Source organism: Mycolicibacterium iranicum (assembly GCF_014190915.1).
GTDB lineage: Bacteria > Actinomycetota > Actinomycetes > Mycobacteriales > Mycobacteriaceae > Mycobacterium > Mycobacterium iranicum_B.
Genome location: NZ_JACHVU010000001.1, coordinates 521,322 through 544,834, shown reverse-complemented (window position 1 = coordinate 544,834; position 23,513 = coordinate 521,322). Strand labels below are relative to the sequence as shown.

Annotated in this window: 21 protein-coding genes; 10 read left to right on the top strand and 11 right to left on the bottom strand. The window is 68.6% G+C overall.

From position 1 onward, the window contains the following. Window positions 1-169: 169 nt before the first annotated feature. Both FHR72_RS02470 and FHR72_RS02465 read right to left on the bottom strand, forming a co-directional pair. Window positions 170-673, bottom strand: coding sequence for a pullulanase (locus tag FHR72_RS02470; RefSeq protein WP_183466306.1), 504 nt, complete (start codon window positions 671-673; stop codon window positions 170-172). A gap of 6 nt (window positions 674-679) precedes the next feature. Next, on the bottom strand, window positions 680-2,131 hold the full coding sequence (locus tag FHR72_RS02465; protein WP_183466305.1) for a CCA tRNA nucleotidyltransferase: 1,452 nt from the start codon (window positions 2,129-2,131) through the stop codon (window positions 680-682). Window positions 2,132-2,216: 85 nt separating this feature from the next. On the opposite strand from FHR72_RS02465, the gene FHR72_RS02460 reads away from it, so the two are divergent. From FHR72_RS02460 to FHR72_RS02425, 8 genes are all read left to right on the top strand, one after another. After that, complete coding sequence (locus FHR72_RS02460) at window positions 2,217-3,002, top strand: NUDIX hydrolase (protein ID WP_183466304.1); 786 nt, start codon at window positions 2,217-2,219, stop codon at window positions 3,000-3,002. After that, on the top strand, window positions 2,999-5,416 hold the full coding sequence (locus tag FHR72_RS02455) for a DUF6049 family protein (protein WP_183466303.1): 2,418 nt from the start codon (window positions 2,999-3,001) through the stop codon (window positions 5,414-5,416). The genes FHR72_RS02460 and FHR72_RS02455 overlap by 4 nt, the downstream gene beginning before the upstream one ends. Continuing rightward, entirely contained in the window at window positions 5,409-9,059 is a 3,651-nt protein-coding gene (gene murJ / locus FHR72_RS02450) for a murein biosynthesis integral membrane protein MurJ (RefSeq protein ID WP_183466302.1), read from the top strand. Before FHR72_RS02455 ends, murJ begins: the two co-directional genes overlap by 8 nt. Before the next feature lie 65 nt (window positions 9,060-9,124). Beyond that, a complete protein-coding gene (sigM, locus tag FHR72_RS02445) occupies window positions 9,125-9,706 on the top strand; it encodes an RNA polymerase sigma factor SigM (protein WP_183466301.1) in 582 nt (193 codons plus the stop codon). A 64-nt stretch (window positions 9,707-9,770) separates the two neighbouring features. Continuing rightward, on the top strand, window positions 9,771-10,412 hold the full coding sequence (locus FHR72_RS02440) for an RsmA family anti-sigma factor (protein ID WP_183466300.1): 642 nt from the start codon (window positions 9,771-9,773) through the stop codon (window positions 10,410-10,412). Window positions 10,413-10,533: 121 nt separating this feature from the next. Next, window positions 10,534-11,529: a thioredoxin-disulfide reductase gene (gene trxB, locus FHR72_RS02435; RefSeq protein WP_183466299.1), complete on the top strand. Its 996-nt coding sequence runs from the start codon at window positions 10,534-10,536 to the stop codon at window positions 11,527-11,529. After that, window positions 11,526-11,855 carry a thioredoxin gene (trxA, locus tag FHR72_RS02430; protein WP_183466298.1) on the top strand — a complete coding sequence of 110 codons (330 nt, stop codon included), beginning with the start codon at window positions 11,526-11,528 and terminating at the stop codon, window positions 11,853-11,855. The genes trxB and trxA overlap by 4 nt, the downstream gene beginning before the upstream one ends. Window positions 11,856-11,938: 83 nt before the next feature. Continuing rightward, entirely contained in the window at window positions 11,939-13,126 is a 1,188-nt protein-coding gene (locus FHR72_RS02425) for an N-acetylmuramoyl-L-alanine amidase (protein WP_183466297.1), read from the top strand. A gap of 7 nt (window positions 13,127-13,133) precedes the next feature. Here the strand turns inward: FHR72_RS02425 and FHR72_RS02420 are convergent, their stop codons facing one another. The 9 genes from FHR72_RS02420 to rpmH form a co-directional block, all read right to left on the bottom strand. Next, window positions 13,134-13,883, bottom strand: a complete 750-nt coding sequence (locus tag FHR72_RS02420) for an acetyltransferase (protein ID WP_183466296.1) — start codon at window positions 13,881-13,883, stop codon at window positions 13,134-13,136. Window positions 13,884-14,100: 217 nt separating this feature from the next. Next, window positions 14,101-15,102, bottom strand: a complete 1,002-nt coding sequence (locus FHR72_RS02415; RefSeq protein ID WP_183466295.1) for a ParB/RepB/Spo0J family partition protein — start codon at window positions 15,100-15,102, stop codon at window positions 14,101-14,103. 43 nt (window positions 15,103-15,145) lie between these two features. Beyond that, window positions 15,146-16,099, bottom strand: a complete 954-nt coding sequence (locus tag FHR72_RS02410) for a ParA family protein (protein WP_260155723.1) — start codon at window positions 16,097-16,099, stop codon at window positions 15,146-15,148. Then, on the bottom strand, window positions 16,099-16,782 hold the full coding sequence (gene rsmG, locus FHR72_RS02405; RefSeq protein WP_183466294.1) for a 16S rRNA (guanine(527)-N(7))-methyltransferase RsmG: 684 nt from the start codon (window positions 16,780-16,782) through the stop codon (window positions 16,099-16,101). Before rsmG ends, FHR72_RS02410 begins: the two co-directional genes overlap by 1 nt. A gap of 78 nt (window positions 16,783-16,860) precedes the next feature. Further along, entirely contained in the window at window positions 16,861-17,490 is a 630-nt protein-coding gene (locus tag FHR72_RS02400) for a Jag family protein (RefSeq protein WP_183466293.1), read from the bottom strand. A 36-nt stretch (window positions 17,491-17,526) separates the two neighbouring features. Further along, window positions 17,527-18,624: a membrane protein insertase YidC gene (yidC, locus tag FHR72_RS02395; RefSeq protein WP_221192999.1), complete on the bottom strand. Its 1,098-nt coding sequence runs from the start codon at window positions 18,622-18,624 to the stop codon at window positions 17,527-17,529. 43 nt (window positions 18,625-18,667) lie between these two features. Then, the gene (gene yidD / locus FHR72_RS02390) at window positions 18,668-19,045 is read right to left on the bottom strand and encodes a membrane protein insertion efficiency factor YidD (protein ID WP_183466291.1); all 378 of its coding nucleotides are present in this window, start codon (window positions 19,043-19,045) and stop codon (window positions 18,668-18,670) included. Next, entirely contained in the window at window positions 19,042-19,401 is a 360-nt protein-coding gene (gene rnpA / locus FHR72_RS02385) for a ribonuclease P protein component (RefSeq protein WP_183466290.1), read from the bottom strand. The genes yidD and rnpA overlap by 4 nt, the downstream gene beginning before the upstream one ends. A 19-nt stretch (window positions 19,402-19,420) precedes the next feature. After that, on the bottom strand, window positions 19,421-19,564 hold the full coding sequence (gene rpmH / locus FHR72_RS02380; protein WP_003930923.1) for a 50S ribosomal protein L34: 144 nt from the start codon (window positions 19,562-19,564) through the stop codon (window positions 19,421-19,423). Window positions 19,565-20,165: 601 nt separating this feature from the next. On the opposite strand from rpmH, the gene dnaA reads away from it, so the two are divergent. Both dnaA and dnaN read left to right on the top strand, forming a co-directional pair. Beyond that, entirely contained in the window at window positions 20,166-21,647 is a 1,482-nt protein-coding gene (gene dnaA, locus FHR72_RS02375) for a chromosomal replication initiator protein DnaA (RefSeq protein ID WP_183466577.1), read from the top strand. Window positions 21,648-22,315: 668 nt separating this feature from the next. Beyond that, the gene (gene dnaN / locus FHR72_RS02370; protein WP_183466289.1) at window positions 22,316-23,512 is read left to right on the top strand and encodes a DNA polymerase III subunit beta; all 1,197 of its coding nucleotides are present in this window, start codon (window positions 22,316-22,318) and stop codon (window positions 23,510-23,512) included. The last annotated feature ends 1 nt before the right edge of the window (window position 23,513 follow it).

Below are 23,513 nucleotides of genomic sequence, written 5' to 3'. Positions count from 1 at the left end.
TTCGACGTGGTGGTCGCTGGTGAACCACCTGCGGTGCGCGATGAATGTGCCGACACGGAGAGCCCCCTCTTCCCCGGCGGAATTCGCCGGACTAGCGGCAAATTTACCAACCCGTCAGTAGCGATGTTGTCATCCGAAGAGCCGACAAACGGGATTGCGAGGCCCACCGTCAGCGAAGTCGTTCGCCACCGTCTGCCATGCCGTCGGCGTCCGCGTCGGTCAGCCGCACATCCCAGGTGCCGTCGCCGTCCGTGTCCACCCACACCTCCCCCGCCCCGAACGCTCGGTCGGCCAGGCCGTCGCCATCCGAGTCGGCGAGCCGCTCCGGGAGGCCGTCGGTGTCGAGGTCGGCCGGGGCCGCCGACGCGGGATGCTCCACACCGTCGAGCCCGAACCACCTCAGCGCCGCGGCATTTCGGTCGGCACCCACGGCCCAGGTGCCCGTCCCGTCGTCGGTGTAGTACGCCTCCGGGGCGCCGTCGCCGTCGACATCCATCACGGCGTGATCCGCCATCCCGTCGTCGTCGAGATCGAGCAGCGCGTCGTCGATCACCCCGTCGTCGTCGAGGTCGAGGCCGACCGCGTCCAGCACACCGTCGCCGTCGAGGTCGGTGTCGGCACCGGCGGTCCACACGGTGGCGGACCCGTCGGGGTCACCCAGGCAGTACTCCACACATGGTCAGACGCTCGGCCGGTCCTGCTGGTTCCACCACGCGAGCAGCTCCTGGACCGCCTCGTCGTGATCCATCGGCCCGCGGTCCAGCCGCAGCTCCTTGAGATGGTTCCAGGCCTTGCCGACCTGCGGCCCTGGCGGAATCCCGAGGATCTGCATGATCTCGTTGCCGTCGATGTCCGGGCGGACCCGCGCAAGATCCTCCTTGGCCGCCAGCTCCTCGATGCGGCGCTCCAGGTCGTCGTAGTTGGCCTGCAGCCGCGCCGCACGCCGCTTGTTGCGGGTCGTGCAGTCCGCGCGGACCAGCTTGTGCAACCGGTCCAACAGCAGGCCGGCATCCGTGACGTAGCGACGCACGGCCGAGTCCGTCCACCGGCCGTCGCCGTAGCCGTGGAACCGCAGATGCAGGTACACGAGCTGCGAGACGTCGGCGATCATCTGCTTGGAGTACTTCAGCTCCCGCATCCGCTTGCGGGTCATCTTCGCCCCGACCACCTCGTGGTGGTGGAAACTCACCCCGCCGTCGGGCTCGTGCCTGCGGGTGGCCGGCTTGCCGATGTCGTGCAGCAGCGCCGCCCAGCGCAACACCAGATCGGCGCCGCCGGCACCCTCGAGATCGATCGCCTGGCTCAGCACGGTCAGCGAATGCTGGTAGACGTCCTTGTGCTGGTGGTGTTCGTCGATGGCCATGCGCATCGCGCCGATCTCGGGCAACACCACGTCGCCCAACCCCGTCTGGACCATCAGGTCGACACCGGCCACGGGGTCGGCGCCGAGCAGCAGTTTGTCCAGCTCTGCGGCCACCCGCTCGGCGGTGATCCGCGACAGCTGCGGAGCCATGTCGTCGAGCGCGCGCCGGACCCGCGGCGCCACGGCGAACCCGAGCTGCGAAACGAACCGCGCCGCGCGCAGCATGCGCAACGGGTCGTCGCCGAAGGACACCTCGGGCTCGGACGGGGTGTCGAGCACCCGCTCCTTCAGCGCGGCCAGGCCGTTGAGCGGGTCGAGGAACTCGGCCGGCCCGGCCGGGGTGACCCGCACGGCCATCGCGTTCACGGTGAAATCGCGGCGCACCAGATCGTCGGCGAGGTTGTCGCCGAAGCGCACCTCGGGGTTGCGTGACACCTTGTCGTAGGTGTCGGCCCGGAACGTGGTGATCTCCAGCCGATCCTCGCCCTTGCCGACGCCCAGGGTGCCGAACTCGATGCCGGTGTCCCACAGCGCATCGCCCCAGCCGCGCAGGAACCGCATCATCTGTTCCGGCCGCGCATCGGTGGTGAAATCCAGATCGGCGCCCAGCCGGCCCAGCAGCGCATCACGCACACTGCCGCCGACCAGGTAGAGGTCGTGGCCGTGATCGGCGAACACGCGGCCGAGCTGGGACAGTACGTCGCGGTGGTTGTTCAGCGACACCTGCGCGGCAGCCAGCAGTTCGGCGTCGGACAGGGGGTCAGGCACGTCCGGTGAGCCTACTGGTCACAGCGATGTCACCTTCCGGCGAGTGCGGCGGGGGCGGGTGTTCACGGCAACTATCATCGCTTGGGTGTCGGACGGCGAGCAGGCCAAACCACGACGGCGCCGGGGCCGGCGCCGTGGCCGACGCGCGGCAGGTCCCCCCGAGGGTGGGTCCGATCAGCCCGCCACCGTCCGTCAACACAACTCCAACGGCGCCTCGAACGACACCACGACCCCAGCTCCCAAACCGCAGAAGTCCCGCGCCCGCCGGCCCCCCGAGCGGCTGCGCACCGTGCACGAGACGTCGGCGGGCGGCCTGGTCATCGACGGCCTCGACGGCCCGAAGGACGACCAGGTCGCGGCACTGATCGGACGCATCGACCGGCGCGGCCGCATGCTGTGGTCGCTGCCCAAGGGCCACATCGAGATGGGTGAGACGGCCGAGCAGACCGCGATCCGCGAGGTCGCCGAGGAAACCGGCATCCAGGGCGACGTGCTCGCCGCGCTCGGCAGCATCGACTACTGGTTCGTCACCGAGGGCAGGCGGGTGCACAAGACCGTGCACCACTATCTGATGCGCTTCCTCGGCGGTGAGCTCTCCGACGAGGACGTCGAGGTGACCGAGGTGGCCTGGGTGCCGCTGCGCGAACTGCCGTCCCGGCTCGCCTACGCCGACGAACGCAAGCTGGCCGAGGTGGCCGACGAACTGATCGACAAACTGCACACCGACGGGCCCGGCGCTCTGCCGCCGCTGCCGCGCACGACACCGCGACGCCGCGGACAGACGCACTCCCACACCCGCCAGCGCAGGCCTGACCCCACTGCGCAACCACAGCCCGGCCGGCGGACGAACGGCTGCGGTCAAGGGCCGTGACGGGGCCCGCGCGTCTGCTCATCGCGGTGATCGCGCTGTTGCTCGCCCTCGCACCCGCCGCAGCTCCCCCCGCCGCAGACGCCCAACCGGGTTCCATGCCCTTCCTGCGCGTCCAGATCGACAGCGTCACCCCGGAGATCGTCACCACGACCAGCGACCAACTGGTGACGGTCACGGGCACGATCAAGAACATCGGCGACCGCGCCGTCCGCGACGTCGTCGTGCGCCTCGAACGCGCGCCCGCGGTGACGTCCTCCAGCGGGTTGCGGACCAACCTCGCCGGCAACGTCGACCAGTACCAGCCGGTCGCGGACTTCATCACCGCCGCGCCGGAACTCGCTCGCGGACAGGATGTTCCGTTCCGTCTGGCGTATCCGATGCGGGCGCCCGACGGGTCGTCCCTGCGCATCGACAGCCCCGGTGTCTACCCGATGATGGTCAACGTCAACGGCACGCCGGACTACGGATCGGCCGCCCGCCTCGACGACTCCCGCTTCCTGCTCCCGGTCCTCGGGGTGCCCCCGGAGGCCGGCTCGGACAATGCCAGCGAGGCGCTGGACTCCGCTGTCCCGCCCGACACCACCCGTCCGGTCGGGATCACGATGTTCTGGCCGCTGGCCGACCGTCCTCGGCTCGCCGCTGGAGCACCCGGCGGCACCACCCCGGTCCGTCTCATCGACGACGAGCTGGCGACCTCGCTGGCGCCCGGCGGCCGCCTCGACACCATGCTCACGGCCGTCGACTTCGCGACCAGTCCGCAGGTCGATCCCGGCGGTGACGTCACCCGTGCGCTGTGCCTGGCGGTCGACCCCGACCTGTTGGTGACGGTGAACGCGATGACCACCGGCTACGTCGTCAACGACGCCGCCGACGCCGGGCCTCGCACGCCGACCCACCCGGGGACCGGTCAGCAGGCTGCGATCGACTGGCTCAACCGCCTCAGGACACTGGCCACGAGGATGTGCGTGGCGCCGACCACCTATGCCCAGGCCGATCTCGACGCCCTCGACCGGGTCGCCGATCCGGGTCTGTCCACGATCGCCACCGCGGGCACCGGCGTCGTGGTCGACCAGATCCTCGGTGTGCTCTCGACCAAGGGCGCCAGCCTCATCGGCGACGGTCCCCTGACCGCACCCGCGGTGCAGCTGCTCTCCGGGCAGGGGCCGACGGTCGCGATCGGGGCGGCGAACCTGATGGGTCCCGACGAGTCCGGCGCCGCCGGCACAGAGACTGCCGACACCCTGCCGGTCCGCTACACCCCGAACGTCGTCGCCGCGCCGTTCGACCCCGCCGTCGGGGCCGCCCTGGCCGGGATGGGGCCCGCACCCGACACACCGTCCTATGTCGATCCGTCGCTCGACATCGCGGTCAAACAGGACTCGGAGGCGGCCCGGCGGCAGGACGCGCTCGGGTCGGTGCTCTGGCGCAGCCTGCAGCCCGGGACCACCCCGCGCACCCAGGTGCTGATGCCGCCCCTGATGTGGAATCTGACGCCCGGCGACGCGCAGGCGATCCTCACCGCGGTGGCCACCAGCATCCGCTCCGGGCTCGCGATGCCCCGGCCGCTGCCCGTCCTCATCAACGAGGCCGCGGCCTCCGCGCAGAACGCCCCCCTGCCCGCGGGGCCGCTAGGCAATCCGCGCGGCCGCTTCGACGCCGGGGTCGTCACCGGCATCTCGGCGGCGACCGGTCGGCTCTGGGGTCTGACGTTGGCCCTGACCACTGACGAGCGGACCGGTCTCACCGGATACCAGTACACGGCCCCGCTGCGTGAGGATCTGCTGCGCGCACTGAGTCTTTCGGTTCCCCCTGACGCCCGCAACGGTCTGGCGCAGCAGCGTCTCACCACGGTCCGGCGCACGGTCGAGGACCTGTTCAACGCGGTGACGATCGTCAACCCCGGCGGCTCGTACACCCTTGCCACCGAACGCAGCCCGCTTCCGCTGGCGCTACGCAACGACCTGCCGGTCCCCATCCGGGTGCGACTGGACATCGACGCACCACCGGGGATGTCGGTGACCGACATGGGTGAGATCGTGCTGCCGCCGGGCTTCCTGCCGCTGAAAGTCCCGATCGAGGTGCACTTCACCCAGCGGGTGGCCGTCGACGTCGCGCTGCGGACCGCCGACGGGCTGCCGCTCGGCGAACCCGTCAGGCTGTCGGTCCACTCCAACGCCTACGGCAAGGTGCTGTTCTTCATCACGCTCACCGGCGGTGCGGTCCTCGCGCTGCTCGTCGGCCGCCGCCTGTGGCACCGCTTCCGCGGCCAGCCCGACCGTGCCGACCTCGACCGGCCCGACCCGATCGAGGTGGCCCTGGCCTACGGCGACGATCCGTCGGACCCCGAGACGACCCCGCTCGACACGAAGCCCGCGCGCCGGGCGCGGGCCACCACCGGCGGTGACGATGCGTGACGCGGGTCCGCGCCGCACCCCGCCGCCGCCCCGGCCCGTGCGCAGGACGCCTCCCCCGCCGACACCACCCCCTCGCGGTGACGCCCCCCGGTCGCCACGGCCGGAGATGTCCGACTCGGCGGTCGTGTCGCGGTCCTGGGGCATGGCACTGGCCACACTCGTCAGCCGCCTGACCGGATTCGCCCGCATCGTGCTGCTCGCCGCCATTCTCGGCGCGGCGCTGTCCAGTGCGTTCACCGTCGCCAACCAGCTGCCGAACATGATCGCCGCGCTGGTGCTCGAAGCCACCTTCACCGCGATCTTCGTCCCCGTGCTGGCCCGCGCCGAACGCGACGACCCCGACGGTGGAACCGCTTTCGTGCGCAGGCTTCTCACGCTCGCGACGACGCTCCTGCTGGTCGTCACGATCCTCTCGACCGTCGCCGCGCCACTGCTCGTCGATCTGATGCTGGGCTCCGAGCCGCTGGTCAGCCGTCCCCTGACCACGGCGTTCGCGTACCTGCTGCTGCCGCAGATCATCTTCTACGGCCTGTCCTCGGTGTTCATGGCAATCCTGAACACCCGCAACATCTTCGGGCCGCCGGCGTGGGCTCCGGTGGTCAACAACGTCGTGGCGATCCTGACCCTGGTGCTGTATGTGCTTGTCCCGGGCGAACTCTCGCTCAACCCGGTCGAGATGGGCGACGCCAAGCTGCTGGTGCTGGGCATCGGCACGACGCTCGGTGTCGTCGCGCAGGCCGCCGTGTTGTTCGTCGCGATCCGGCGGGAGCGGGTCAGCCTGCGGCCGCTGTGGGGCATCGACGACCGGCTGAAGAAGTTCGGGATGATGGCCCTGGCGATGGTGCTCTACGTGCTGATCAGCCAGGTCGGGTTCATCGTCGGCAACCAGGTCGCCAGCGCGTCCTCGGCCTCGGGTCCCGCGATCTACAACTACACCTGGCTGATCCTGCAGCTGCCGTTCGGCATCATCGGGGTGACGGTCCTGACCGTGGTGATGCCGCGGCTGTCCCGCAACGCGGCGGCCGACGACGGACCGGCGGTGCTCGCCGACCTGTCGCTGGCGACCCGGCTCACGATGGTGGTGCTGATCCCGGTCGTGGCGATGATGACGGTCGGCGGCCCCGCGATCGGCAGCGCCCTGTTCTCCTATGGCAATTTCGGCGCCGTCGACGCCGGCTACCTGGGGATGGCGATCACGCTCTCGGCGTTCACCCTGATCCCGTACACGCTGGTGCTGCTGCAACTGCGGGTGTTCTACGCCCGTGAGGAGCCGTGGACGCCGATCGTGCTCATCCTGGTGATCACGATCGTCAAGGTCGCGGCCTCGCTGGCGGCGCCGCACCTCACCACCGATCCGCACCTGGTCGCCGGCTACCTGGGCCTGGCGAACGGGCTGGGCTTCCTCGCCGGGGCCACCGTCGGCTACTTGCTGCTGCGTGCCCGGCTGGACCCGCCGGGGGGCCGGTTGATCGGCAACGACGTGGTCCGCACGATCCTGGTCACCATCACCGCGTCGCTGGCCGCCGGCCTGATCGCCCACGTCGTCGATCAGCTGCTCGGGCTGGAGAACCTTACCGAGCACTGGGGTGCCGGCGGCTCGCTGCTGCGGCTGGTGGCCCTCGGGCTGGTGATGGTGCCGGTCATCTCCGCGGTGATGCTCGCCGCGAAGGTTCCCGAGGCCCGGTCGGCACTGGCCGCAGTCCGCCGCCGCTTCGGAAGTCGCAGTCCGGCAGCCACCCCGTCCGTCCCGGCCATGCCGACTGCGCCTCTCACGTACGCTGATCGGAGCAATCAGGCCCCGCCACGCCGACGTCAGCTTCCCAGATCGGCGGCGCGTGGGCCCTCGGGCGAGTTTGCCGACGACGGGAGGCGGAAAGGGTCAGCGGTGAGCGAGAAACCCACCAGCGATTCCCCACAGGGCTCCGATTCCGCGGCCACGACGCGCATCACCAGGCCGTCGCCCGACGACTTCCAGCCCGACGTCCCGGACATCCCCGAGCCGCCCGCGCCCGCACAGTCCGACCCCGAGGCGCCCTCCGACGATTCGGCGACCAAGGCCATCAAGACCGGTCGGCCGCCGTCGGACTACAGCAACGACCCCACCCGTGAGGCGCTCGCGTTCGCCCCGCCGCAGGAACCCCCGACCGAGACGGCGACGGCCGCCGAGGACATCCACCTGATCCCGGGTTCGACGATCGCCAACCGCTACCGCCTGCTGGTCGCCCACGGCGGACCGGCCGGTCTGCAGTTCTGGCAGGCGCTCGACACCAAACTGGACCGGCAGGTGGCGCTGACGTTCGTCGACCCCGACGCGACGATGCCCGAGGCCGAGGTCCAGCAGATCCTCGACCGCACCCAGCGGCTCAGCCGTATCGACATGCCCGGCGTGGCCCGCGTGCTCGACGTGGTGAAGTCCAGCACCGGCGGGCTGGTGGTGAGCGAGTGGATCCGCGGCGGCTCGCTGGCCGAGGTCGCCGAGACCCATCCGTCTCCGATCGGTGGGGCGCGCGCCATCCAGTCCCTGGCAGCCGCAGCCGAGGTTGCGCACCGCAACGGCGTCGCGCTGTCGGTCGACCATCCGAGCCGGATCCGGGTCAGCATCGACGGCGACGTCGCGCTGGCGTTCCCGGCAACGCTGCCGGACGCGTCGCCCGACGACGACATCCGCGGTATCGGCGCCTCGCTGTACGCCCTGCTGGTCAACGCCTGGCCGTTGCCCGAGACCGGGGAGCCCAGCGGGCTGTCCGCCGCCCAGCTCGACGCGGCGGGCCAGCCCGTCGAACCCAGGTCTGTCGACCGCGACATCCCGTTCCAGATCTCGGCCGCCGCCGCGCGCGCCGTGCAGGACGGCGGTGGCATCCGCAGCGCCCCGACGCTGCTGAACCTGCTGCAGCAGGCGACGGCGATCGCCGACCGGACCGATCACATCGCACCCGTCGACGACCCCGTCCGCGAACCCGACGGCGCCGCCTGGGCCGCCGACGCCGACGCCGACACTGCAGCGCGCAAACGCAAAGGCCTGATCGTCGGGCTGTCGGTCGCCGGCGCCATCGTCATCATCGCCGTGGTGCTCCTCGCCACCGTGCTCAGCCGCATCTTCGGTGATGTCGGCAGCGGCCTCGGCGGCGACGAGCTCGGCTTGAACGCGCCGTCCTCGTCGGAGTCCGAGAGTCCGGGCAGCACCCCGGCCGGCTCGGCCGTGAAACCTGCTCGCGCCACGGTGTTCTCGCCCGAAGGTGAGGCCGACGCACCCGATCAGGCTCCGCTCGCGATCGACGGCGACTCCTCGACGGTGTGGCCGATCGACACCTACAGCGACCCCGTGCCGTTCCCGAACTTCAAGAACGGTGTCGGGTTGATGTTGCAGCTGCCCGAGCCGACGGCCATCGGCTCCGTCACGATCAACCTCAACAGCACCGGCACCTCGGTCCAGATTCGCTCCGCGTCGTCGGCGACACCGTCCTCGCTGGAGGACACGACCGCGCTGACGGAGCCGACCCCGCTCAAGCCCGGCTCGAACACCATCGAGGTCGACGAGACCCAGCCGACGTCGAACGTGCTCGTGTGGGTCTCGACGCTGGGTCAGGTCGACGGCGAGAGTCGTTCGGACATCGCCGAGGTCACCCTCAACGCGCGGTCCTGATTCGGTGGCGGTCCCGCTGAAAACTGGTGACAGGGCCCTCCCCCGGCCGCGATTAGTGTTCGGCTGTGGGGATATTCGGGGGAAATCCGCGACCACCGGACCGGCTGCGCACCGACGCCGAGCTGCTGGCCGCACACGTCGCCGGGGACCGGTACGCGTTCGAGGAACTGTTCTACCGCCACCATCGTCAGCTCTACCGGCTCGCGCATCTGACCAGTCGCAATCCCGACGACGCGGCCGACGCGCTGCAGGATGCGATGCTCGCCGCGCACCGGACCGCGCCATCGTTCCGGCACGACTCCGCGGTGAGCAGCTGGCTCTACCGCATCGTGGTCAACGCGTGCCTGGACCGGTTGCGGCGCAACAAGGCTCGTGCCTGCGACGAGCTGGACGCCGACCTGTGCGGGACCGTCGATCCCACCGGGCGCCTGGACACCGCAATCGTCATCGAACGCGCGCTGCAGCGTCTTCCCGTCGAACAGCGCGCCGCCGTCGTCGCCGTGGACATGCAGGGATTCTCGGTGGCCGAGACCGCGCGCATGCTCGGAGTCGCCGAGGGGACCGTGAAGTCACGGTGTTCGCGGGCCCGTGCGAAATTGGCCGCCTCCCTCGATTGCCTGACGGCCCGCGCGGCCGCAGCGGACTGAGAACTGCGGAACCCGTCGGATAGCCTCGAACGATCTGTGCGGGCGACGATCGGCGGGGGCGACGATGAGCAGCGACACGGGCAGCACCATCGACGGGGATCCCGCGGAGCTCGACGACGCCACCTCGACACGGGTCCGCCGTGAACTCGCCCTCCTGGGTTCTGAGGCCCCCGCACCCGATGTTCCCGGCGACGTCACGGCCCGCATCGGTGCGGCGTTGCGTGCCGCCCCGCGTCCAGACGCCGCACACTCGGCCGGCCCGCGCAGGCTCAGCAACGCGCAGCGCGCCGGCCTGGGCGTCGGAGTCGGCGCCGCCGTTCTCGCAGTGGCCGTCGGCGCAGCCGCGCTGGTCGACGAGCCCGAACCCCGATTCCCGCGCGGGCCCACGGCCTCGCAGATCACCGCCGACAGGCCGGCACGGGCGGCGTTCCCCCTCACCGACGACGAACTGCGCAACGTCCTGGCCTCCCCATCCGACCTGGGCCCGTTCACCGATCCGGCCCGTCGCGCCGACTGCCTCTCCGGCCTGGGCCACCCGCCCGGCGTGGACGTCGTGGGCGGACGCCGCGTCGAGATGGCGGGGACCGCGGCGGTGGTGCTGCTGCTGCCGGCCCCAGAGCCACAGCGTGCCGTCGCTGTCGCGGTGGACCAGACCTGCAGCGCGGCCCGCCCGGGGTTGCTCGCCGAGACGGTGTTCGACCGCTGACCACGTGTGCCGCGCCGGGTACGACCCCGGGAACACGCGGGCCTACCCTGGTGTTTAACCAACGCGGTTGTTTACCCAACTGCGGATCTGGAGAACTCTTGCCTCAGGCAGAAAGGTTCGCATGACCTCCTCAGACACCGTCCACGATCTCATCATCATCGGCTCCGGCCCCGCCGGTTACACCGCCGCCGTCTACGCCGCCCGCGCCCAGCTCAAGCCGCTGGTCTTCGAGGGCAGCCAGTTCGGTGGCGCGCTGATGACCACCACGGAGGTCGAGAACTACCCCGGCTTCCGGAACGGCATCACCGGCCCGGAACTGATGGACGAAATGCGCGAGCAGGCGCTGCGGTTCGGCGCGGACCTGCGCATGGAGGACGTCGACGCCGTCGATCTGACCGGACCCGTGAAGTCCGTCACGGTCGGTGACGAGACCTTCCACTCGCGTGCGGTCATCCTGGCTATGGGTGCCGCGGCCCGCCACCTGGGCGTCCCCGGTGAGGACGAACTGCTCGGCATGGGCGTCAGCACCTGTGCCACCTGCGACGGATTCTTCTTCCGCGATCAGGACATCGCGGTGGTCGGCGGCGGCGACTCGGCGATGGAAGAGGCGACGTTCCTCACCCGTTTCGCGCGCAGCGTGACGCTGATCCACCGGCGCGAGGAGTTCCGCGCGTCGAAGATCATGCTGGAGCGCGCGCAGCAGAACGAGAAGATCACGTTCCTTACCAACACCCAGGTGACCGGCGTGGTCGGCGACCCCAAGGTGACCGGAATCAACCTGCGCAACAGCGAAACCGGCGAGGAGAGCACCCTGCCGGTGACGGGCGTGTTCGTCGCCATCGGCCACGATCCCCGCTCCGGGCTGGTCCGCGACCAGCTCGACGTCGACGACGAGGGTTACGTGTCGGTGCAGGGACGCACGACGTACACCTCGCTCGACGGTGTCTTCGCCGCAGGCGATCTGGTCGACCACACCTACCGCCAGGCCATCACCGCGGCCGGAAGTGGTTGTGCCGCAGCGATCGACGCCGAACGTTGGCTGGCCGAGCACGCCGAGCCGGGCGAGAGAACTTCCACCACAACGGATGACACCGATCTGATAGGAGCACAGCAATGAGCGGTTCGAGCACGGTCACGGTGACCGACGATTCGTTCTCCGACGACGTGTTGTCCAGCGGAACCCCTGTCCTGGTTGATTTCTGGGCGACCTGGTGCGGACCCTGCAAGATGGTCGCCCCGGTGCTCGAAGAGATCGCCTCCGAGAAGGCCGGTGCGCTCACCGTCGCGAAGATCGACGTCGACGAGAATCCCGCCACCGCGCGCGACTTCCAGGTCGTCTCGATCCCGACGATGATCCTGTTCAAGGACGGTCAGCCGGTGAAGCGAATCGTCGGCGCCAAGGGCAAAGCCGCGCTCCTGCGTGAGCTCAGCGACGTCGTCTAGCAACCCCGAACGCCGCGAATCGCGCTGCCGACAACTGCCTGGGGTTTTCCCGAATCCCCTGTCGGTCTGAGACAATCTTGCCTATGTCGAGTCTGCGTCGCGGTGACCGCGGGGGTGCGGTTGCCGAGATCAGGGCCGCTCTCGCGGCGCTGGGGATGCTCGAAAGCCCCGACGACGACCTGTCCACCGGTAAGCACTACGCGGCGGACATGTTCGACGACGAACTCGACCGCGGCGTGCGGGCTTTTCAGCAGCACCGGGGTCTCCTGGTCGACGGTGTCGTCGGCGAGGCGACCTATCGCGCGCTGAAGGAAGCGTCCTACCGCCTCGGCGCGCGCACGCTGAACCACCAGTTCGGTGCACCGATGTACGGCGACGATGTCGCCACGCTGCAGGCGCGTCTGCAGGACCTCGGCTTCTACACCGGGCTGGTGGACGGGCATTTCGGACTCCAGACCCACAACGCGTTGTCGTCGTACCAGCGCGAGTACGGCTTGTATCCCGACGGGATTTGTGGCCCGGAGACGTTGCGGTCCCTGTACTTTCTGGGATCCCGGGTCACCGGTGGGTCTCCGCACGCCATCCGCGAGGAGGAGCTGGTGCGCAGCTCGGGCCCTCGGCTGTCGGGCAAGCGGATCATCGTCGACCCGGGCCGTGGCGGCGCCGACCACGGCGTCATCCTGAACGGACCGTCGGGGCCGATCAGCGAGGCAGACATCTTGTGGGACTTGGCCAGTCGTCTCGAGGGCCGGATGACGGCCATCGGGATCGAGACCTTCCTGTCCCGCCCGGTGAACGCCTCCCCCACCGACGCAGAACGCGCCGCGACCGCCAACACCGTCGGCGCCGACATGATGATCAGCCTGCGCTGCGCCACCCAGGCGAACCCCGCAGCCAACGGCGTGGCCTCGTTCCACTTCGGCAATTCGCACGGCTCGGTGTCCACGATCGGGCGCAATCTCGCCGACTTCATCCAGCGGGAAGTGGTGGCCCGCACCGGGTTACGCGACTGCCGCGTGCACGGCCGCACCTGGGACCTGCTCCGGCTGACCCGGATGCCCACCGTTCAGGTCGACGTCGGCTACATCACCAATCCGAACGACCGCGCCACGCTCGTCTCGCCGGCGTCGCGTGACGCGCTGGCCGAGGGCATCCTGGCGGCCGTGAAGCGGCTTTACCTCCTGGGGAAGAACGACCGTCCCACGGGAACTTTCACCTTCGCCGAGCTTCTCGCCCACGAGCTGTCCGTCGAGCAGGCCCGCCGCGTCTGACGCCGGCCTACCGGCAGGGGCTCGCGCCCGCGCCGACCGGCTGCCCGAGCTGAGCGCCTTCCAGCAGTCGTTCCAGCGCAGCCTCCACACCGGCCTTCCAGCCCAGGCCCTGTTCGAGCTCGAGCCGCAGCCGCGGAAAGTACGTGTGCTGTGACACCACGACGAACCCGGCGTCCAGAAGAAGGTCGGCGTCCAGCACGCACTGCTCGACCGAGCAATCACCCAACGCATCGACCACCGGACGGACATCTGGCGGCAACGACTGCAGCGTGGACAGTTCACCGGCCGCCGCGGTGCGGCCGAACGCTTCCAGCGCGCGCACACCGCGGCGCACCAGATCACCGACGACCGCGGTGATCAAGGTGTGGGACAGGTCTGCACCCTGTGCTCCGGATTCGACGCCCAAGGTGGTCAGCAGAACCGCGTCGGCACTGACGGGGCCCGTCGGAAATCGACCGGCGCGCGGCACCGATCGCGGTGGGGCGTAGAACACGTACCCCAGACAGGGCTCGTCGTCCGTGTCCGACAGCAGCTCGTCTCCGAGGACGGTCGCTCGGCGCTCGACGGCGACCTGCCCGCACGATCCCCACTCGAGCATGACCATCGAGAGCCACGCTTCTTTTTCGAACTCGGGGTCGGACAGCTGATCGCCACCGTCGACGATGCCGGGGTCGACCTCCCAGTACACACAGCGCCGTGCATGCTTGGGCAGCTGCTCGAAGGCCTCGAGCCGAAGCGGCGTGATACGTGCGGACACTACACTCCCCGGTCTTTCCGCCGCGCCCGACGGGACGGCGTCCTCTCCAGGATAGAAGGCGTTGTCCACCCCGGCCCGATCTGACGTCCGATCCGGGGGATCTGCGGCCATTGAAACGAATTCATCTGCGAGGCAATGCCTTTGCGCGACAGCGTGGCCGCCGGCCCTACGGACCCCGGTTCTGTGTCACAGTGACGTAATTCCCCGGTGTGACCGGTCACTGCTGCGACGCGTTCATCAACTCCACAATTCGCTGCAAATCGTCCACGGAGCCGAACTCGACCACGATCTTGCCCTTGCGTTTCCCGAGGCTGACCGTGACGCGGGTATCGAACGCTGTCGAGAGCTGCTCGGCGACATCCTGCAGGCCGGGCATCTGGATCGGCTTGCGGCGAGGCGCGGCGGGAGGCGCGTCGCCGTTGCGGTTGGCCAGGGTGACGGCCTCTTCGGTGGCTCGCACCGACAGACCCTCGGCCACGATCCGTGCGGCCAGCTCCTCCTGCGCCTCGGGCCCGGCGTCGAGCGACAACAGGGCGCGGGCGTGCCCCGCCGAGAGGACACCGGCCGCGACCCGACGCTGGACGGCGATGGGCAGACGCAGCAGCCGGATCATGTTGGTGATCAGTGGCCGCGATCGTCCGATCCGCGATGCCAGTTCATCGTGGGTGACACCGAACTCTTCGAGCAGCTGCTGATAGGCGGCGGCCTCTTCCAACGGGTTCAGTTGAGCGCGGTGGATGTTCTCCAGCAGAGCATCGCGCAGCATGCTGTCGTCGGACGTCTCCCGCACGATCGCCGGGATCGACGCGACTCCCGCGACCTGTGCAGCCCGCCACCGCCGCTCCCCCATCACGAGCTGATAGCGCGGTGTGGCACCGGCCTCGCCCGGGGTCGCGCGTACCACGATCGGCTGCATCAACCCGAACTCGCGGATGGAGTGGACCAGCTCGGCCAGCGCCTCCTCGTCGAAGACCTGTCGCGGCTGGCGGGGGTTCGGGTCGATCTGCGACGGCGGGATCTCTCGGTACACCGCGCCGGCGGGGTTCGTCGCCTCGTCGGGGGGCGCCGGCGACGGTGCGCCGCCCAGGAGAACGTCGGCAGCGGCACCACCCATCTTCGGTCCCAGGGTGGCCGGCTGCCCGCTCTCCGCGGGACCCGTCGGGATCAGCGATGCCAGCCCCCGTCCGAGGCCACTGCGCTTGCTGGTCGGCTTGCTCATCGCGCCGTTCCTCCTTCGGCCGGGGCTTTCATTGCCCGGTGGTTCATCGACTCTGGGCCGGTCGGCCGCGGAGGGCGAGCTCGCGACTCGCATCCAGATAGCTCATCGCCCCGCGGGAACCCGGGTCGTAATTGATGATCGTCATCCCGTAACCGGGTGCCTCGGACACCTTCACGCTGCGCGGAATCACGGTGCGCAGCACCTTGTCCCCAAAGTGCTCGCGGACGTCCATTGCCACTTGATCGGCGAGCTTGGTCCGTCCGTCATACATCGTCAGCACGACGGTCGTCACGTCCAGCGCCGGGTTGAGGTGGGCTTTGACCATCTCGATATTGCGGAGCAACTGACCGACGCCCTCCAGGGCGTAATACTCGCACTGGATCGGGATCAACACCTCCGGCGCGGCGACGAGTGCGTTGATGGTGAGCAGCCCCAGCGAGGGCGGGCAGTCGATGAAGACGTAGTCGAAGTCGTAGTCCTTGAGCTCCGCGAGCGCGGTGCGAAGCCGTCCCTCGCGGGCGACCATGCTGACCAATTCGATCTCGGCGCCGGCCAGGTCGATGGTGGCAGGAATGCAGTACAGGCGTTCATTGTGCGGGCTGCGTTGCAACGCAGTCTCGACGGAGATCTCTCCGATGAGGACTTCGTAGGACGACGGCGTTCCGGGCCGGTGTTCGATACCGAGCGCAGTACTGGCATTGCCCTGCGGGTCGAGGTCGATGACAAGCGTGCGCAACCCCTGCAGGGCGAGCGCCGCAGCGATGTTCACTGCGGTGGTCGTCTTACCGACACCGCCCTTCTGGTTGGCGATGGTGAAGACCCGTTGGTGTTCGGGCCGGGGCAACTGTCCCTGGACGGCGGCCTGCATCAGGCGGACGGCACGTTCCGCCTCCGCGCCGATCGGCGTATCGACGTTCTGAGAGTTCCACGTTTCACGTGAAACATCGGCAGCGGGCAACGGCTCAGCGCTGCGGGACACGTCGGGTTCGCCGGCCATCAGCGAGGTCTCCTCTCGGGCCGCGACTGCTTCGCCGACAGCGGCTCCTGGATCCCGACGACGACCGTCGCGGGCGGTTCCACGAACTGAGCGCCACATCTCTCCACCTTCACCTCGGTCACCCCTAGCGCCGCCATCGCCCGCCGGTGCTCACGTACCTCGTCTTCGGCACGCTCACCTTTGATCGCCATCATCCGACCGCCGGAGCGCAGCAGCGGTGCGCCCCATTTGGTCAATTTGTCCAGTGAGGCCACGGCTCTCGACACCACGACGTCGGCCTCCCCCACCTCGTCTCGCACGGCTCGATCCTCAGCCCGGCCTCGCACCACCGCACATTCGATCCCCAGCTCGTCGATTGCTTCGCGGAGAAAGTCGCTACGGCGAAGCAATGGTTCGATGAGGACGATGCGCACGTCGGGCCGCGCCAGCGCCAACGGTATCCCGGGCAGGCCCGCGCCACTACCGATGTCGGCAACTCGCTCCCCGGCGACGAGCAACGCGCCGACGACGGCGCAGTTGAGGATGTGGCGGTCCCACAGCCGGTCGATCTCGCGCGGACCCAACAGCCCGCGCTCCACACCGGCCCCCGCCAGAATCTCCGCGTACTTCTGAGCCGCACCCACCGATGGGCCAAACAGCTCCACAGCGGCCGGGGGCGGTGGTGGAACCTCCGCATGTTTCACGTGAAACATCCTCCGTCTGCACGCGCCGATGCCACCTACCGACTCTCCCTGAACCGCTGAACTACATCGATGTAACTCTCAGTCGATGAGGACGACGACTCGGCGCGAGGGCTCGACGCCCTCGCTTTCGCTGTGCACGCCCGAGATACCCGCCACGGCGTCGTGCACGATCTTGCGCTCGAACGGCGTCATCGGGGACAGCTCTTCGCGCTCACCGCTCTGCAACACGCGCTGAGCCACCTTCTCCCCCAGCGCGGCCAGCTCATCACGGCGGCGGCGGCGCCACTGCGCGATGTCCAGCATCAGGCGGCTGCGCTCGCCGGTCTTCTGGTGCACCGCCAACCGGGTCAGCTCCTGCAGTGCGTCCAGGACCTCACCCTTGCGGCCCACGAGCTTGTTCAGGTCGGTGCCGCCATCGATGCTGACGATCGCCCGGTCCCCCTCGACGTCCAGGTCGATGTCACCGTCGAAATCGAGCAGATCGAGAAGCTCCTCGAGGTAATCGCCGGCGATCTCTCCTTCGGCGACCAACTTCTCTTCGAGGTCCTCGGTTCCACCGTTGCCCTCCGCGGCGACGGTGTCTTCACCATCGTCCGCGGCCGATTCGTCAGCGTCGGTGGTCGCCGCAGCGGTCGCGCCGTCGTCGACCGCGGACGACGCCTCGGGCGCCGGTGCCGTGCCGTTGGTCCCGTCTTCAACTTCAGTCATTGCTACACCTCTCTCTTGTCCGCGGTCACCCGCGTATCAACGCTTCTTCTTCTTGGGTCGCGCGCCAGGTTTCGGGGTGCGGTTCGGCGCCCCGTTCTGCGCAGCGGGTTTGGACGGACTCTGGGTAGGTGCCTTGGATCCCACCACCGTGTCGTCGCCCTCGTCGCCCGAGGACTCCGTGATCTCCTGGGCCGTCGCAGCGGAGTCAGCCTCACCGATCGGAGCACCCTCGACGACGGACCCGGCCGCCCTCTTCTTCCGGCTCGGCTTGGCGCCCGGCGCCGGCGCGTTCGCGGCGCGGCGCTCGATGGCCTCCTGCTTCTTCTGCTCCTCTTCCTTCTCGATCATCCCGAACACGTAGTGCTGCTGACCGAAGGTCCAGATGTTGTTGGCGAACCAGTACAGGATGATCGCCAGCGGGAGGAACGGACCGCCGACCACGACGCCGAGCGGGAAGACGTACAGCGCAAGCTTGTTCATCATCGCGGTCTGCGGATTCGCCGCGGCCTCGGGACTCTGCCGGGCCACCGATGCGCGACTGTTGAAGTACGTGGCGACGCCGGCGAGCAGCATCACGGGCAGGCCCACCAGGACCACCGACAGCCGGTTGAACTCCGTGAACGCGTCGAGGCCGTGCTGCTGGATCATCGTCGCGCCGAGCGGGGCGCCGAACAGATTGGCATCGAGGAAGTGACCGACGTCGGTGGCGCTGAAGAAGTAGTTGGGCAGCTGCTTGTTCTCCTCCACCGACAGCCCGAGCCGGCCGATGCCGGTCTGGGTCCGGTTGAAGGACATCAGCACGTGATACAGACCGAGGAACACCGGGATCTGCGCCAGCATCGGCAGGCAGCCGAGGATCGGGTTGAAGCCGTGTTCGCGCTGCAGCTTCTGCATCTCCAGCGCCATCCGCTGGCGGTCCTTGCCGTACTTCTTCTGCAGCGCCTTGATCTGCGGCTGCAGTTCCTGCATCTGCCGGGTGGTGCGGATCTGTCGCACGAACGGCTTGTAGAGGATGGCACGCAGGGTGAAGACCAGGAACATCACCGACAGCGCCCAGGCGAAGAAGTTCGACGGACCGTCGACCCCGGGGATCAGGCCGATCAGGAACGCGAAGGCCTTGTACCAAACCCACATGATCGCCGACACCGGGTAATAGATGATGTCGAGGCTGAACCAGTTAAACGACACTCGAATGCTTCTTCCCTTGCTGCACCGGGCTGTCCCGGTGTTCGGCTGTGGCTTCGACGTCAGCGGCGAGGTCGAGGGCCTCAGGGGCCTCGGCGGCCTCGGGGGCACTGCCCGCCGTTGCGTCACTGTGACTTTCGCGATCGGGGATCGGATCCCACCCTCCGTTATGCCATGGGCCGCATTTGAGCAGGCGCACCAGGGCCAGCCAGCTGCCCCGGAAGAGTCCGAACTCGGTGAGCGCCTCGACGGCGTACTGACTGCAGGTCGGTGTGAACCGGCAGGTGGGCAGTCGCAGTGGAGAGATGGTGTGGCGATAGAGCTGAATCAGGGAGATCAGCGCCCGCGCCGCGCGGGACCGGCCGGTCACGCCGACGCTCCGGCGCGGGCCCTGATGCGCTGCAGCGCGGTGCGCAGTTCCTGCTCAAGCCGAGGCGAGATCGCGTCGCGGCTGCGCGGCAGGGCGCGGATCACCACGCGTTCCGCAGGGTCGAGATCATCGAGGATCGCCCGGGCGGCATGACGTAGCCGGCGCGACACGTGATGTCGCTGTACGGCATTGCCGACGGCTTTGGAAACGATCAGGCCGATTCGGGGTCCGGGGACACCGGTGTCATCAGATCGCAGTGTGTACAAAACCAGGTCGGGCTGGGCTGCCCGCACCCCTCGACTGACTGTGGCACCGAACTCGGCCGACCGCGTCATCCGGAACTGTGCCGGAAGCACCGCGTCAGACCCGACCGCGTCACGCAGTCAGTGAACGACGGCCCTTAGCGCGCCGAGCCGTGACGATCGCACGACCTGCGCGGGTGCGCATGCGCAGCCGGAACCCGTGCACCTTGGCGCGGCGACGGTTGTTGGGCTGGAAGGTCCGCTTGCCCTTGGCCACGGCAGTCACTCCTTGTTGAGTCTGGCCCCCACCCCGACACCCCCATGACGTTCCATGGCGGCGTGACGCGGTCGGCCGTTGGTAAGCTCGATCGGTCTTGCATAGCTAGCCGGCGCGGTCCCCGGCAGGGGCCGGTCGCAGCCGTATCACCACGTGCGGGCGACTGTTCGAGGGTACTGACGAGATTTCGCTGGGTCAAACCTGCTCCGGGGCAGCCTCCGGCGGCCACCCACCAGCCGTGACGTGGCCTCGGAGCCATCTCAGTAATCACAGCAGTCACGTTCATCTGGAACGATTGCGCCACGCCAGATTCCACCCCCCGGGAATGTTGCAGAACTGTTGGCACTCGGAGAGAAAACTGTTAGCTTCTGGCAATGCCGATTCCACGCCGGATCGGCGAAAGACAACGAAGCGAGGACGCCCACACTTCGTCGCGAGCCCACTGAATGAACCGTGATGAGCTCCGGCACGAGGTGTCCCCGCCGGTAGACAACCGAACGGCGACGAGTGTCCTCTTTCCACAACCTGTGGATAACTTTGTGGACAGTTCGTTCTCGTTCTCTTGGTCGTCCCTGCTGGGACCGCGAGGGGGTACGTGTCGTTGACCACTGACCCCGATCCACCTTTTGTTGCGATCTGGAACAACGTAGTCACCGAACTCAACGGCGCCGGCGGCACCGGCAACGGTTCACTGACGCCTCAGCAGCGGGCATGGCTGAAGCTCGTGCGGCCGCTGGTGATCACCGAAGGCTTCGCGTTGCTCTCGGTGCCCACACCCTTCGTCCAGAACGAGATCGAGCGTCATCTGCGCGAACCCATCGTCGCCGCCCTGAGCCGCCAGCTCGGCCAACGCGTGGAACTCGGCGTGCGGATCGCCGACCCGGTCTCCGACAACCCCGATCACGCCGCGTCCACCCCGGCTCCCCCGGTGGCGCCCGCGGAATCCGACGATGACGACGTCGACGACGATCTCGCCGCGCGCGCCAGCGCCGAGGAGAGCTGGCCGACGTACTTCAACCGGGCCAGGACCGCGGTCGACGACGACAGCACCTCGATCAACCTCAACCGGCGCTACACGTTCGACACGTTCGTCATCGGCGCGTCGAACCGGTTCGCGCACGCGGCGTCGCTGGCCATCGCCGAGGCGCCGGCCCGCGCGTACAACCCGTTGTTCATCTGGGGTGAGTCCGGCCTCGGCAAGACCCATCTGCTGCACGCCGCCGGCAACTACGCGCAGCGGCTGTTCCCCGGCATGCGCGTGAAGTACGTGTCGACCGAGGAATTCACCAACGACTTCATCAACTCGCTGCGCGACGACCGCCGGGCGTCGTTCAAGCGGACCTACCGCGATATCGACGTGCTCCTCGTCGATGACATTCAGTTCATCGAGGGCAAAGACGGCATCCAGGAAGAGTTCTTCCACACGTTCAACACGCTGCACAACGCGAACAAGCAGATCGTGATCTCCTCGGACCGGCCGCCCAAGCAGCTCGCCACGCTCGAGGACCGCCTGCGCACCCGGTTCGAGTGGGGTCTCATCACCGATGTCCAGCCGCCGGAGCTCGAGACCCGAATTGCCATCCTGCGCAAGAAGGCTCAGATGGATCGCCTGGACGTGCCCGATGACGTCCTCGAACTCATCGCGAGCCGGATCGAGCGCAACATCCGCGAGCTCGAGGGTGCGCTGATCCGCGTCACGGCGTTCGCGTCGCTGAACAAGACCTCGATCGACAAGTCGCTGGCCGAGATCGTGCTGCGCGATCTGATCTCCGATCCCACCACGATGCAGATCAGCACCGCCGCCATCATGGCCGCGACCGCGGAGTACTTCGAGACCAGCGTCGACGAGCTCCGTGGCCCGGGTAAGACCCGCGCGCTCGCGCAGTCCCGCCAGATCGCGATGTACCTGTGCCGGGAGCTCACCGATCTGTCACTGCCCAAGATCGGCCAGGCCTTCGGGCGCGATCACACCACGGTGATGTACGCCGAGAAGAAGATACGCGCCGAAATGGCCGAGCGGCGTGAAGTTTTCGACCACGTCAAAGAGCTCACCACCCGCATCCGCCAGCGCGCCAAGCGCTGAGCACCCCCCTCTCGCACGCCTCAGCGGCTCAGCGCGGGCCCGTGCTCATCCCGTGTGTCTCCGGCCCCGGTCGTTTCCCAGGTTGGCGTCCCGCTCCGGGCCGTCGCTCTGTCATTTCTTGGCCTCTCACCGAGCAACCGTCGTGCGCGTGTCGCACGCGTGTCGCGCGACGCGGCCGTCGAAATCCCAAAAATCTTGCGCCACTGTCGTCCCATCGGTCACATCCACCGGTGTGCACGGGCCTGTGCACAACCTGAGGTCAACCCGGCTCTGACAGCACACCCATTCCCCAACCGGGCATCCATCCCCAATTGCTCCGCAGCCGCCCGCCGGATATCCCCAAGGTGCACACATGCCCGGATCCCCCCTGGCCTGCAACGAGCCCCGGTCATCCCCAATCTGCACAGTGCCTATTACTGATACTTGTATCTATCAATCTCTTTCTTCTAGAAGAAGAGCTCTGGGGAGAGTTGTACTCAGCGGGTCCGACACGTCGTAACTGCCCTGCATGTCACCCGGATCGTTTAGCTTTCAAGTTGGAGCCGAAAGCTCTACGGTGGTTCATCGACAGCCGTTCCGGCCGTCGCAGCGCATCCGAGCGGCGCGCCGCGCCAGTCCGGGAAAACCGCTGGTAACTGCTTTGTCTGGGTGTGCATCGAAGGGACGCTATGAACGTGGCGACAACAGCTGGTCTGTCGGATCTGAAATTCCGGCTGGCTCGCGAAGACTTCGCCGACGCGGTTGCCTGGGTGGCCCGGAATCTGCCGTCCCGGCCGACGGTGCCCGTCCTGGCCGGTGTGCTGCTCACCGGATCCGACGAGGGCCTGACGGTCTCCGGATTCGACTACGAGGTCTCGGCCGAAGTGCAGATCGCCGCCGAAATCGCCTCTCCCGGAAGTGTTTTGGTCTCCGGCCGGCTACTCTCGGACATCGTGCGCGCTCTGCCGGCCAAGCCGGTCGACGTGAGCGTCGAAGGCACCAGGGTGTCCCTGACCTGCGGAAGCGCTCGCTTCTCGCTGCCCACCATGGCCGTCGAGGACTACCCGACGCTGCCCACGCTGCCCGACGAGACGGGGGTGGTGTCCTCCGATCTGTTCGCCGAGGCGATCGGACAGGTCGCGGTCGCGGCCGGTCGTGACGACACGCTGCCGATGCTCACCGGCATCCGCGTCGAGATCAGCGGCGAGAAGGTCGTTTTGGCCGCCACCGACCGATTCCGCCTCGCCGTGCGCGAGCTGACCTGGTCGACCGGCGCCGCAGGGGTGGAAGCCGCCGTCCTCGTCCCGGCCAAGACACTCGCCGAGGCCGCCAAGGCCGGCACCGACGGCAACGAGGTGCATCTGTCCCTGGGGCAGGGCCCGAGCGTCGGCAAGGAAGGCCTGCTCGGGATCCGCAGCAAGGGCAAGCGCAGCACCACCCGCCTGCTCGACGCCGAATTCCCAAAGTTCCGGCAGCTGCTGCCCACCGAACACACCGCGATCGCGACCGTGGGGGTCGCCGAGCTGACCGAGGCCATCAAGCGCGTGGCGCTGGTGGCCGACCGGGGCGCCCAGGTCCGGATGGAGTTCGCCGACGACGTCCTGCGGTTGTCCGCCGGCGCCGACGATGTGGGCCGCGCGGAGGAAGACCTCGAGGTGCGGTTCTCGGGCGACCCGCTGACCATTGCGTTCAACCCCACGTATCTGACCGACGGGCTCGGCTCACTGCACGCCGATCGGGTCACGTTCGGCTTCACCACCCCCAGCCGCCCGGCGGTTCTGCGTCCGGCGGGCGAGGATGATGGGGGCGCGGGGGCAAGCGGACCGTTCCCGGCCGCCAACACCGATTACGTATATCTGTTGATGCCGGTGCGTCTCCCAGGCTGAC